The following is a 12,649-nucleotide window of genomic DNA, read 5'->3' on the forward strand; positions in this document are numbered from 1 at the left end:
CTCCAACATATTGTCTAAATAACTTTTACTGTCAATGTTGGATTATTTTCATTTCTCAAATCAACCGTGAGACGGATAGTTTTGCCAGTCAAAGCCATTGTACTCGGTAAAGAAACACCATAACTTCCGTTTCCACTATTTACCTTCTGCAGGGAATATGTACCCTCTGCCTTTATGGTTCCATCTTTAATGACATATTTTTCTTGTGAATTTACTTTATTATAAATATAGAAGATGCTAGCCGAATAATTATCCGCTGTACATTCTTTCTCTACAGTGTATACACCATCTGTCAATGTAGTTTTTAAAAATCCCCAGCTTATATCGCCATTTCCATCCCACTTATAATTCGAGGAGGTACCAACATAATCCGAAATAGTCACCGTCACATTGCCAATCTCTTTCTTTTCGGCTTTTGTATCTGAAAGAGCCCCCTCCAAGGACAAGGTCGTTGTTTCACTTGGACTTTCCCCAACGTTTGTTCCTTCTGCTGATTTTAATCCTATTTTAGAATTCGTAAAAGTTCCGGTAATGTTACTGTCAGTTTTATCATAAGCCAGAGAAGCTGTGATATCCGCATTCGAATTATTCGTTACAGTAATCTGATCAGCCCCTTCCTGACAAGTCCATGAACTTGTACCGGATGCTTCCTTATATTTTAAAGTTGTTGGATCCCAGCTTTTTGTAACGCCCGAACTATATGTATATTCCAGACTTCCCCACTTCACATCAACACTATATACAGTATCTGTGTTTTCTTTCCCGGCTTGATAAGTTGCTTTTATATCAGCTGATTTATCCTCTACTGCATATACAAGATTTCCCATAGACATGCTCAAAGTAAGAGCGAGTGTTGCTGCAATTATTTTTTTCATCATTCTTTCCGCCCTCCTTCTTATTCCTGTGATGCTGTATCTGCATCTGCGATTTTTACTGTTACACTACCGATTTTTGCTTTATTTGCATTTTTATCTGTTAATGCCCCTGACAGAGAAATCGTAGTCGACGCAGTAGATGCAGTACCCGCTACTGCGGTTGTCGCACCAATAGACGCATCCTTAAGACTCAAAGAATCATTATCAACTTTCGCAGTGATACCTGTATACGAACCCGACGTTGCTGCTTCAACAGTTGCAGTCAATGCCTTATTAGAGCGATTGGTAACTGTCACCTTGTTCGCTCCATCTTGATTCGACCAGCTTCCTTCTCCGACAGATTCCGTATACTGGTGTGTTGATGGATTCCATGTTTTGGATACAGCTCCATCCGTATACGTGAATTCCATGCTTCCCCACGATACATCAACGGCATACACTGTTGCTACTTCGCCTTCAGGTTGATAAGTTCCATATACTGCATGGCGGTCTGTTCCTCCGGCTGAATTTATTGGTGCCGCCATTGCTACTGTCCCGGAGGATAACCCAAGTATAGTCGCTACACAAAGAGTTAATGCTTTTTTCTTCATTGCTTTTCTTCCTTTCTGCAAAACATTTTATTACATCTTCTTTTTGAAGTATGTTTTCGCTTAATCAGTCACTGTAATTTTGATTCCTTCGATATTTCCATTCAGGACTGCTTTCTCCCCTGAATCCGGATCATAATACAGAACATTGTATCTTCCTGTATAATCTCCCACAGAGAGTTTTGCTGCATCTTTTATCAGATCCAGCTGTTCAATTTTATATCCGGGTGACAGAGTTCCGGACTGGGCAATCACAGTTTCTGTTCCATCTTCACTGATAATAACAAGTTGAAGCACAATATCATTTACTGATTTCGATGGATTTTGAAACATCAGGTTTGCCTTATTATCAGAAAGTGAAATATGTACTTCCTTCTGATAAACCATACTGACTGCTCCCCCGCCCTTAGATACCTCCATCTTTTCTTCTGAATCACCTGTTACAGGTTCTGCATATTCTTCTTCTTTCTGTGGTGCATAGTCAGGAGCAAGTGCCGGACCGGTATTCCTGAAAAATAACGCCCAGATTGTCACTGCTAATGCAACAAATGTAACAACAAGAAGTACAGTAATGATTATTTTTGTCCTATTTGCAGATATCTTTTTTTCGGACTGTTTTCCCACTTGATCACCTCCTTACCCGGCCTGTTCATAAGATACCGTTCCGATCACCTCACCGTTTATTCCCGGATCTGGTTCCCCGTAAAGGTTAAGGTATACCGTAGCCGTATTCTCGGCAGAAATGGAAAGTTTCTGAACTGTTTCGCCTTTCTGGTCCTTGAATACTCCGGTAATTTCCTTGTGTGATTCTGACGGCTTATAAGACAGAATAAGTGTCACATCCTCATTTCCTTTATTTGTGAAACTCACTTTCCCTTCTCCCTCTTCATAAGTCCATTGCCCGGACGTCGCATTTTCATAGCAATGTGTATCTGGATTCCACTGACCTCTGGAACCCGGATGATAAACAGCATTTAGCCCAGACAATTCCATTACAATGGAATCCTCACTTTCTGTATCCGGTTCCGGTATCAGAGAACGGGAAGCAAGAGCATAGGTTCCAAACGTTCCGGTATCAAAGGCAATGATATTTTCACGGCTGTCTGCATCACCACAGATTACTGCCTGCCCATCCCTGACACAGACAAGTACCCTGTCTTCCATCTGCGCCTGTACATCGGTTGTTTCCATAATCATTGAAAGCATTTCCTGGCTTTCTGCAATTCTCAAAGGTTCCTCATCATTTTTCTGCCTGAACAGACGCAGAGAAAAATACTGCTCCACAGTGTATCCATTACTTTCTGCCCACTGTTCCAGAATAGCATTCTCCGCTTTCAGGGAATTTCTTTCTTCTTCTGAGAGTTTTTGTTCTTCTGCTTTCTCCTGCTCATCCTTCAAAAGATCATCCAGCAGGTCAGCGTATATCAGCACATTTCCATGTCCCCCCTGCCTGATCTCATCCTCCGAAAATAATGATCGTGCGAACGGTTGCTGCCCGTCTTTGAGTTTCAGCTGATTCACTCCCAAAGAAACTCTTGTAGCCAGGTCAAATGTCATTTCTGCCGGGGTTTGTGTGGAATCTTCCGTAACCGGCTCCGTAAATGTTTCATTTTCATCCCCATTTGGTTCCTTCATCTCTGTTTCGTTCTCATTCGGAACTGCCACAAAGTCCTCTGTTATAACTTCAATCGGAGTTTCCACTGGAGCCTCTGTTATAGCTTCAGTCGGAGCTTCCACTGGCGTCTCTGTTATAGCTTCAGTCGGAGTTTCCACTGGAGCCTCTGTTTCTTCCTCAACCGGCAGCTCTGTTGATGACTGGAAAGGTTCCGCTTCCGAAGTCTGTGTTTCCGACTCTGTTGATTGCTTCGTCATTTCAGTCTCGGCTGCAGACACTGTACCGGAAATCAGGCTAAGTGCTGCTGCAGCCGCAAGTATCCATCTGGCTTTTTTGAAGCAGAACCGATTTTTGCTTTCTTTTTTCATATCGTTATCCTCTTTTCGCCATTTGCGCTAAAGCGGGCATTGACTCAGATCAGCTTCCGCTTTCTGGCCTCTGTAATTGCTGCTGCTTTATTCCTGACACCAAATTTCCGATAAGTTTCTTTATTATGGTATTTCACTGTTGCCTCTGAAATTTTCAGCTCTTTTGCTATATCTGCAGACGACTTACCTTCTGACTGCAGTTTTAATATCTCCAGCGCATGTTCACTTAAAACAATATTGTTTCTGGAAGCCAGATAAGAAGGATATGATTTAGCCATCTGTCTGCATTCTGACATGATCTGGTTTCGATAACTATTGTCTTTCCATATAAATTCGCACTTTTTAAACATTGGAAGAAGTGCTGTTCCTTCCCTAGTAAATATTCTCACAAAATGATATTCTTCCGCCTGACTGATGCTGGTTTGAAGAGTATCCTTCCACTGCTTCTGTTCCAGTTTATACTGAACAATAGAAAGCAAGATCATCGCTTCCATATGAATATAGGTGCGTTTCATAATCTCCGCATAATGCAGGAGCTGCTGCAGCAGGCAATAAGCTGCTTCCAATTTTCCAAGAGAAATATATACTCTCACTTTTGTCAGATATCGAAAACGTTCCATTGTGCAAAATTCCGCATTCTCATCTGGTGCCTGTTTCATCCAGTCTGAAACATCTTCACCCTGATACAGCTTAATCCGGCAAATAAAAGCATCAATATTGGAAATCAGATTCGGTGCTTCCTCTTCCGCACGATCACGCAATGCATCAAGAGATACAAGTGCGCCATCTGCATCATTTTTCAAAACAGACAGCCATGCAAGGATTCCTGTTCCTACAAAAACCTGTTCCAGCATACCCCCCCGTTCTGCATCCATACGGCCTTTTTCCGCCTTTGAAAAAATCTCAAAAATATCTTTTCCTTTTTCCAGATAGCTCTCCGCAAGAGCAAGATATACAAGGCCCTTTCCATATTTTTCAAGAACAAATTCTACCGGTTTACCAATCGTAAGTGCCAGTTCTGTGTCCCGTTTCGACCATTCACAGAAATCTTTTCCTCCGTTCATCATAGAAGGAAGATTGCTGGTCACAGACAGCTCTGGAAGAACTGCTTTTTTATTATGAATTAACAGGTCTGCATTTTTCAGCAGATCGATCATGTTCGCTGTGCCAGTATGAGGAAGTGCTATTTTTAAATAAAGCAGCCTGCTGAGAGCTTCTTTTTTCATACTACCTGAGTGTTCTTCTGCAAATTTTTCCAGCTGATGATACCAGCGGTTGCTTTCTTCTATATTCATCAGCATAGATTGCAGCAAACTGATTCCTGCCATAAGTACCGGACTTCCCGAGATGAGTTCTTCCGGCAGTTTCAGATAGTATTTCCGCAGTTCATAAAAATGTCCACTGGAAGGATTCTTACGTGCATTGGAGATCAAAAGTCTGGAAATGCTTTCCATGTCGTTGTATTTTTCATACATGGAAAGTGCCTCAAGAGGTTTTTCCTCCAATTCATAATATAAGCCAGCTACATAATAAAGATGGTTGATCTGCTCAATGCTTCTCTTCCTCCGTAGTCTCTGCTGCATGGATTTCCTCATAGGCCATCTGCATTTCCAGATTCCATCGGTTCCTCTTATGTCAAAAAAGTTTCCAACTTCTTCAGCCCGAAAGATCAGTTTCTCCACATCACTTCGTCCTGTAAGCATGGACGCAAGTCTGACTGTAAATGTTTCTACAATGGACATGTCCATAAAAAACTCCTGCAGTTCCAAATCCCACTGATCGTATACATGGGTTTCCAGATAATCCCACTGCCGTCTCTGTGTCAGTTCCAGATTTCCTTTTTCCATTGCAAAAAATAAAAGAGATAACGCATTTCCACCGCCCAGATTCCATGCCTTCTGATGTTCTTCCCGGGTAAGATGAATATCATATTGTTCTATATATGTAATCTGCTCATCTAATGAAAGAAGAAAATCACTTTCTTCGATTTCGGCAAATATGTATTTCGTCCGAAGTGGAAGAAGCCATCTCGGAAACGGACATCTGGCGATCAGGATCAGCCATACGTTATTTAAGCTCAGTAATTTGCAGATTACTTCAAAATAACTTTCTCTTTCTGTTGTATCTGTGAGATTTTGAAGATCATCAAGTATTACTGTGTATTCCGCAGATTGTTCTTTTATTTTAATCTGGTCTGCACTTGTTTCTGATGCACTGTAATAGCTGCAGCGTTTCATATTCAAATTGTGCATAACCAGAGAAGTCTTTCCGATGCCTGTAACTCCATACAGGTATAACGGTGTTCGAAGTTTTTTGGCAGAGCGAAATTTGCAAATAGCTTTTTGAGGGCATATATATTTATCATCAGTAAATTTGACTATTTTCTGCATATTTCCCTCCTTTGTTTTATCGTATTTATGTAAATATTGTAGCAAATTGAAGGTTGAGATGGAACTATCCAAAAGGATAGTTTCGGGCAAAAATTTGCAATAAAAACAGACCCTGTCATATTTCATAATCTGCTTTATGAAATATAATGGGGTCTGTTTAATAAGGCTTTCTATTCTTCGCTTCCAAGCCGATGAGCCTCTTTATAAATCTCACAGGCACTGTGATGTACACATCTTTTATATGCACAGTCCATAAATGTGAGAATTCGTCTGCCATCCTTTTCCTCGTATTCACAGCATACCGTCTGGCTTCCGTTGCAGGTGCGGCAAAAGCCGGAAATAAATTCTTCCGTCTCCATAGCTCACCTCTGACACAGCTTATGTATAAAAATACCACTTCGAAGCTTTGGCTCAAACCAGGTGGATTTGGGCGGCATCAGCTTATTCTCGTCTGCAATCTGCATCAGATCTTCCATAGAAGTGGGATACAGTGCAAAAGCAATTCCGCGGCTCCTATCTGCCATAGCCTGAAGCTCTCTTAATTTATGGCTTCCGCCCACAAAAGAAATCCGCTTATTCGTCCTTGAATCTCCGATTCCAAGTATAGGTGCAAGCACCTGCTCCTGCAAAAGCTGGGAATCCAGCTGTCCCACTACGTCCTTGCCCTCATAAAGCTCCGTCTTCGCTTTCAGCAGATACCAGAAGCCATCCAGATACAGTCCGAAGCAGTGCTTCTCCACAGGCTTGGCCGGAAAGCCCGGAACTATGGTCATGTCAAACTTCTCCTTGATCCGGGAAAGTACCTGCTCCGGTGTCTGACCATTTAAATCCTTCACCACACGATTATAGGCCAGAATCGTAAGCTGGTCATAGGGGAAAACAACGGACAGGAAAAAGTTAAACTCCTCGTCTCCTGTATACCCCGGATTCTCTTCTCTTCGTTTCAAGCCAACCTTCACCGCAGAGGCAGCTCTGTGATGTCCGTCTGCAATGTAAAGCGCCGGAATCTTCTCCATCTCCTCCCGGATCAGGGCAATTGCCTCGTCCTCATCGATCACCCACACACGATGTGTAATCTCATCTTCCTCTGTGAAGTCATATTCTGCCAGATGATCCTTTTTCCACTGCGCAAGAAGACCGCTCAGTCTGTCGGTGTAGCGGCATGCCAGGTAAATAGGGCCTGTGTTTGCATCGCACACATCCACATGATTGATGCGGTCCAGTTCCTTATCCGATCTGGTAAGCTCATGCTTCTTCACCACATTGTTCAGATAATCGTCAATGGAAGCACAGCCTGCAATTCCAGTCTGTACCTTCCCTTTGCGAACCAGTTCATATATGTAATAACAGGGCTTATGGTCCTGGGAAAGAATCCCCTTCTCTTCCATCTGAAGCAGATTCTCCTTTGCCTTCTTATATACCTCAGGGTCATAAAGCCCGGCATCTGCCGGAAGATCCATCTCCGCTCTGTCCACATGCAAAAAAGAATCCGGATTCTCTTTTCCGATTGCTGCGGCTTCCTCCCGGCTCACCACATCATAAGGAAGTGCTGCTACTGCCGCAGCCTTTTCCCTGGCAGGTCTTAAAGCCTTAAATGCCCGAAATACTGCCATAGTTTTATACTCCTTTCAAATCTGCCTGCCTCTTTTTAAAGTGCTCCAAAGGCGGTCTTTTTCTCTGACGGCAGACTATTTTCCTCTGTTTTTACAGGTGTCGTAACTTATATTATATCACAAATAATGCGGCTTCGCAATGAAACTAAATAATTTTTGAGAAAGCTAAATTTTTTTGTATTTTTCTATTGCAAATTGTTTTATTTATGTTATTATACTATTAGAAAAACAAAAACGTAATGCAATATAACCAAATAAATCAAACACCACAAAGGAGGTTTTCCCCATGACAGAAGGACTGAAATGGACGGTCAATCATGTTCCGGAATCTGATGATAAGTTTCTGGATCTGATGTCCGAAGAAAACGTAACCAAAGCAAATGAATTTCACAAGAGTTTCCCACAGTATTCCGTTACACCTCTGCAGAAGCTTTCCGCACTTGCTTCCTATCTTGGAGTAAAGGGAATCTACTGCAAGGATGAGTCCTATCGTTTCGGACTGAACGCATTCAAGGTTCTCGGAGGCTCTTACGCCATGGGTCGTTACATTGCAAAGGAGCTTGGCCGCGACATCAGCGAGCTTCCCTATAATGTCCTCTCTTCTGACAAATTAAGAGAAGAATTCGGACAGGCTACCTTCTTTACTGCCACAGACGGAAACCACGGACGTGGGGTTGCATGGGCTGCCAACCGTCTTGGACAGAAGGCTGTAGTAAGAATGCCGAAGGGCACCACCAGAACCCGTTTTGATAACATTGCCAAAGAGGGTGCTGAGGTAACCATCGAGGAAATGAACTACGACGACTGTGTAAGAATGGCAGCTGCAGAGGCAGCTAAGACCGAACACGGAATCATTGTTCAGGATACTGCATGGGACGGCTATGAGGAGATTCCTTCCTGGATCATGCAAGGATACGGTACTCTTGTTCTTGAAGCTGACAAGCAGCTGAAGGAGAACGGCGTTGAGCGTCCTACCCATGTATTTGTACAGGCTGGTGTTGGTTCTCTTGCAGGTGCAGTTGTAGGATATTTCGCTCACAAATATAAAGAAAATCCTCCTGTAATGGTTGTCTGTGAAGCAAGCGCAGCTGACTGCCTCTATCGCTCTGCTGCACAGGCTGACGGCAATCTGGTAAATGTTACCGGCGATCTTCAGACTATTATGGCAGGTCTTGCATGCGGTGAGGGAAATACAATCGGATGGGATATCCTGAAGAATCATGTTACTGTATTTGCTTCCTGTCCGGACTGGATGAGTGCAAAGGCAACCCGTATCTATGCAAACCCGCTTGAAAGTGATCCACATATCGTATCCGGTGAATCCGGATCTGTACCGCTTGGACTTGTATACACAGCACTTCACGATGAAGATGCAAAAGATCTTAAAGAAGCCCTGAAGCTGGATGAAAATTCCAACATTCTGGTAATCTCCACAGAAGGAGACACCGATCCCATCCGCTACCGCGAAATTGTATGGGACGGATTATACGGAACAGACAAATCATTAAGTGAATAAATATAAATTTTACGGAGGTAAATTACAATGGATTACAACAAAATTAAAGAAGCGGCTCAGAATTATGAAGCAGACATGACCAGATTTCTTCGCGAACTGGTTCACTTCCCCGGCGAGAGCTGCGGTGAGAAGGATCATGTAATGCGCATTAAAGAAGAGATGGAGAAGCTTGGCTTTGATAAGGTTGATATTGACCCGATGGGAAATATCCTGGGCTACATGGGAAGCGGAAGCACACTGATCGGCTTTGACGCACATATCGACACAGTAGGTATCGGAAACAGAAGCAACTGGGAATTTGATCCATACGAGGGCTTCGAGACTGAGACTGAGATCGGCGGCCGTGGAACATCTGATCAGATGGGCGGTATTGTATCTGCAGTTTACGGTGCTAAGATCATGAAAGACCTTGGTCTTTTAAATGACAAATATCAGGTAGTTGTTACCGGAACTGTTCAGGAAGAGGACTGCGATGGTCTTTGCTGGCAGTACATTATCAACGAAGATAAGGTTCGTCCGGAATTCGTAGTTTCCACAGAGCCTACAGACGGCGGTATCTACCGCGGACAGCGCGGACGTATGGAAATCCGCATCGATGTAAAAGGTGTTTCCTGCCACGGATCTGCTCCGGAGCGCGGTGACAACGCAATCTACAAAATGGCTGACATCCTTCAGGACGTTCGTGCATTAAATGAGAACGATGCAGCAGATGAGACCCAAATTAAAGGTCTTGTAAAAATGCTGGATAAGAAATACAATCCTGAGTGGGAAGAGGCAAACTTCCTTGGAAGAGGTACTGTTACCACATCCGAGATTTTCTTCACTTCCCCAAGCCGCTGTGCAGTAGCTGACTCCTGTGCAGTTTCCCTTGACCGTCGTATGACAGCAGGTGAAACCTGGGAGAGCTGCCTGGATGAAATCCGTGCACTTCCTTCCGTTAAGAAATACGGCGATGATGTTAAGGTTTCCATGTATGAGTACTCCCGTCCATCCTGGACAGAGCTTGTATATCCAATCGAGTGTTACTTCCCAACATGGGTAATCCCGAAGGATCACAAGGTTACTGCTGCTCTTGAGGAAGCTTACCACAATCTGTATGGAACAGAGCGTATGGGAAATGCTGAGACAGAAGCTATGAGAAAGGCTCGTCCGCTTACTGACAAATGGACCTTCTCAACCAACGGTGTTTCCATTATGGGACGTAACGGAATTCCTTGCATCGGCTTCGGACCTGGCGCAGAGGCACAGGCTCATGCTCCGAATGAGAAGACCTGGAAAGATGACCTTGTAAGATGTGCAGCTGTTTACGCAGCACTTCCTACTGCATACTGCAAATAAGAAACAACAGCAATATACGCCATGGAGCGGATAGCTTGACAATGTATCTGCTCCATGACCTCCACTTTATCTGTCTTTTAAATATTTCAAATACAAATTATAAGGAGAATAACTCATGAAAACATTACAGGATTACATTGACAAACTCAACAGCCTTAACTTCAAGGAAATGTACAACAACGATTTCTTCTGGACCTGGGACAAAACAGACGATGAGCTTGAAGCTGTATTTACAGTTGCTGATGCTCTTCGCTTCATGAGAGAGCACAACATTTCCACAAAAGTATTTGAGAGCGGTCTTGGAATCTCTATTTTCCGTGACAATTCCACCCGTACCCGCTTCTCCTTTGCTTCTGCCTGCAACCTTCTTGGACTTGAGGTACAGGATCTGGATGAGAAGAAATCCCAGATTGCTCATGGCGAGACTGTTCGTGAGACCGCTAACATGGTATCCTTCATGGCTGATGTAATCGGTATCCGTGACGACATGTACATCGGAAAAGGTCACACCTACCAGAAAGAATTTATGGATGCTGTAACAGAGGGAAATAAAGATGGTATTCTTGAACAGCGACCAACTCTTGTAAACCTTCAGTGCGATGTTGACCATCCTACACAGTGTATGGCAGATATGCTCCACATCATCCATGAGTTCGGCGGTGTTGAGAATCTGAAGGGCAAGAAGCTTGCTATGACATGGGCTTACTCCCCATCCTATGGTAAACCGCTTTCTGTTCCACAGGGCGTAATCGGACTTATGACACGTTTCGGTATGGATGTTGTTCTTGCTCATCCGGAAGGATATGATGTAATGCCTGAGGTTGAGGAAATTGCTAAGAAGAACGCCGAAAGCTCCGGTGGTTCCTTTACAAAGACAAACAGCATGGAAGAAGCTTTCAAGGATGCTGATATCGTTTATCCAAAGAGCTGGGCTCCATTTGCAGCAATGGAAAAACGTACCAACCTTTACGGCGAGGGCGATTTCGACGGAATCGACAAGCTTGAGAAGGAGCTTCTTGCTCAGAATGCACAGCATAAGGATTGGGCTTGCACAGAAGAGCTTATGAAGACAACTAAGGATGGAAAAGCACTTTACCTGCACTGCCTGCCGGCAGATATCACAGGCGTAAGCTGTGAGACAGGTGAGGTTGATGCAAGCGTATTTGACCGCTACCGTATCCCGCTTTACAAAGAAGCTAGCTTCAAACCATATGTAATTGCAGCAATGATCATGCTCTCCAAATTTGAGAACCCACAGGATATCCTGAAAAAACTGGAAGTAAAAGCTGCTCCGAGAATTATGGAATAATGCTTTTTTTGGGGCTGTAGGAATACAGCCCTTTTTTGTTCTCATTTTTCGGGATAAACAGCTTTCCGACTATATTGAATGGAGGTTTTTACAATGTATAAAAGAAAACGAATCGTAGTTGCCCTTGGCGGAAATGCTCTTGGAAATACACTTCCGGAACAGATGATTGCTGTAAAATCCACAGCAAAAGCACTCTGCGATCTTATTGAAGAAGGGCATCAGGTGGTTGTAGTCCATGGAAACGGACCACAGGTTGGCATGATCAACAATGCCATGACAGCTCTTACCCATGAGGATGAGACGCAGCCAAATACCCCTCTCTCTGTTTGTGTTGCAATGAGCCAGGCTTATATTGGATACGATCTTCAGAATGCTCTTCGTGAGGAGCTTCGCAAACGCGGCTTTATGAGAACTCCGGTTGTTACCGTTGTGACACAGGTACGTGTAGATCCTGATGATCCGGCTTTTGAGAATCCAAGCAAGCCGATCGGCAAGTTTCTTACCAAGGAAGAGGCAGAGTATCAGGCAAAAGCTTACGGACATGTTATGAAAGAGGATGCAGGCCGCGGCTACCGCCGTGTGGTTGCTTCCCCGAAGCCTGTTGAGATCGTGGAGCAGGATGCCATCAACAGTCTGGTAGATGCCAATAAGATCGTGATCTGCTGCGGCGGCGGCGGTATTCCGGTTACCTTAGAAGGCCATCATCTCAAAGGCGCTTCCGCGGTTATCGACAAGGATTTCGCAAGCTGCCTTCTGGCGAAACAGCTGGATGCGGACATGCTGATCATTCTTACTGCAGTAGAAAAGGTTGCTGTCAATTTCGGCAAAGAAAATGAGAAATGGCTGGATGACCTTACCGTCTCCCAGGCAAAGAAATACATCGAAGAAGGACAGTTCGCCGCTGGCTCCATGCTGCCAAAAGTCCAGGCCTGTGTAGACTTCGCCAGCTCCGGTGCCGGCCGAACCGCCATGATCACCCTCCTGGAAAAAGCCAAAGACGGCATTATGGGAAAAACAGGAACACAAATTCATCTGTAA

General features: G+C 43.9%; 11 protein-coding genes. 4 read left to right on the top strand and 7 right to left on the bottom strand.

Features of this window, described 5'->3' with window-relative positions; all coding sequences use genetic code 11:
• Positions 1-14 precede the first annotated feature (14 nt).
• The 7 genes from DWZ38_RS20030 to DWZ38_RS20060 form a co-directional block, all read right to left on the bottom strand.
• Entirely contained in the window at positions 15-878 is an 864-nt protein-coding gene (locus DWZ38_RS20030; protein ID WP_117854951.1) for a hypothetical protein, read from the bottom strand.
• Positions 879-895: 17 nt separating this feature from the next.
• Positions 896-1,465, bottom strand: coding sequence for a hypothetical protein (locus tag DWZ38_RS20035; RefSeq protein ID WP_117854954.1), 570 nt, complete (start codon positions 1,463-1,465; stop codon positions 896-898).
• A 60-nt stretch (positions 1,466-1,525) separates the two neighbouring features.
• Positions 1,526-2,086, bottom strand: coding sequence for a hypothetical protein (locus DWZ38_RS20040; protein WP_117854957.1), 561 nt, complete (start codon positions 2,084-2,086; stop codon positions 1,526-1,528).
• Positions 2,087-2,098: 12 nt separating this feature from the next.
• Positions 2,099-3,445, bottom strand: a complete 1,347-nt coding sequence (locus DWZ38_RS20045) for a hypothetical protein (RefSeq protein WP_117854959.1) — start codon at positions 3,443-3,445, stop codon at positions 2,099-2,101.
• 44 nt (positions 3,446-3,489) lie between these two features.
• Positions 3,490-5,835, bottom strand: a complete 2,346-nt coding sequence (locus tag DWZ38_RS20050) for a LuxR C-terminal-related transcriptional regulator (RefSeq protein ID WP_117854962.1) — start codon at positions 5,833-5,835, stop codon at positions 3,490-3,492.
• Between the two features lie 170 nt (positions 5,836-6,005).
• Positions 6,006-6,194 carry a hypothetical protein gene (locus DWZ38_RS20055; protein WP_117854964.1) on the bottom strand — a complete coding sequence of 63 codons (189 nt, stop codon included), beginning with the start codon at positions 6,192-6,194 and terminating at the stop codon, positions 6,006-6,008.
• Positions 6,195-6,197: 3 nt separating this feature from the next.
• Positions 6,198-7,448 carry a DUF1015 family protein gene (locus DWZ38_RS20060; protein ID WP_117854967.1) on the bottom strand — a complete coding sequence of 417 codons (1,251 nt, stop codon included), beginning with the start codon at positions 7,446-7,448 and terminating at the stop codon, positions 6,198-6,200.
• Positions 7,449-7,734: 286 nt separating this feature from the next.
• Here DWZ38_RS20060 and dpaL point away from each other — a divergent pair, with 286 nt between their 5' ends.
• The 4 genes from dpaL to arcC all read left to right on the top strand — a co-directional run bounded on the left by dpaL (position 7,735) and on the right by arcC (position 12,649).
• Positions 7,735-8,964 (top strand): diaminopropionate ammonia-lyase, encoded by a 1,230-nt coding sequence (dpaL, locus tag DWZ38_RS20065; RefSeq protein ID WP_117854969.1) that lies wholly within the window; start codon positions 7,735-7,737, stop codon positions 8,962-8,964.
• A 27-nt stretch (positions 8,965-8,991) separates the two neighbouring features.
• Positions 8,992-10,302, top strand: a complete 1,311-nt coding sequence (locus DWZ38_RS20070; protein ID WP_117854972.1) for a YgeY family selenium metabolism-linked hydrolase — start codon at positions 8,992-8,994, stop codon at positions 10,300-10,302.
• Between the two features lie 115 nt (positions 10,303-10,417).
• Complete coding sequence (gene ygeW, locus DWZ38_RS20075) at positions 10,418-11,611, top strand: knotted carbamoyltransferase YgeW (protein WP_117854974.1); 1,194 nt, start codon at positions 10,418-10,420, stop codon at positions 11,609-11,611.
• A gap of 93 nt (positions 11,612-11,704) precedes the next feature.
• Positions 11,705-12,649, top strand: a complete 945-nt coding sequence (gene arcC, locus DWZ38_RS20080) for a carbamate kinase (RefSeq protein WP_117854977.1) — start codon at positions 11,705-11,707, stop codon at positions 12,647-12,649.

Source organism: Ruminococcus sp. AF31-8BH, assembly GCF_003460605.1.
GTDB lineage: Bacteria > Bacillota > Clostridia > Lachnospirales > Lachnospiraceae > Blautia_A > Blautia_A acetigignens.

Excerpts from the sequence above, each read along its gene's own strand:
- DWZ38_RS20030 (WP_117854951.1), bottom strand. The coding sequence starts at position 878 with ATGATGAAAAAAATAATTGCAGCAACACTCGCTCTTACTTTGAGCATG.
- DWZ38_RS20035 (WP_117854954.1), bottom strand. The coding sequence starts at position 1,465 with ATGAAGAAAAAAGCATTAACTCTTTGTGTAGCGACTATACTTGGGTTA.
- DWZ38_RS20045 (WP_117854959.1), bottom strand. The coding sequence starts at position 3,445 with ATGAAAAAAGAAAGCAAAAATCGGTTCTGCTTCAAAAAAGCCAGATGG.
- DWZ38_RS20050 (WP_117854962.1), bottom strand. The coding sequence starts at position 5,835 with ATGCAGAAAATAGTCAAATTTACTGATGATAAATATATATGCCCTCAA.
- DWZ38_RS20055 (WP_117854964.1), bottom strand. The coding sequence starts at position 6,194 with ATGGAGACGGAAGAATTTATTTCCGGCTTTTGCCGCACCTGCAACGGA.
- DWZ38_RS20060 (WP_117854967.1), bottom strand. The coding sequence starts at position 7,448 with ATGGCAGTATTTCGGGCATTTAAGGCTTTAAGACCTGCCAGGGAAAAG.
- dpaL (WP_117854969.1), top strand. The coding sequence starts at position 7,735 with ATGACAGAAGGACTGAAATGGACGGTCAATCATGTTCCGGAATCTGAT.
- DWZ38_RS20070 (WP_117854972.1), top strand. The coding sequence starts at position 8,992 with ATGGATTACAACAAAATTAAAGAAGCGGCTCAGAATTATGAAGCAGAC.
- ygeW (WP_117854974.1), top strand. The coding sequence starts at position 10,418 with ATGAAAACATTACAGGATTACATTGACAAACTCAACAGCCTTAACTTC.
- arcC (WP_117854977.1), top strand. The coding sequence starts at position 11,705 with ATGTATAAAAGAAAACGAATCGTAGTTGCCCTTGGCGGAAATGCTCTT.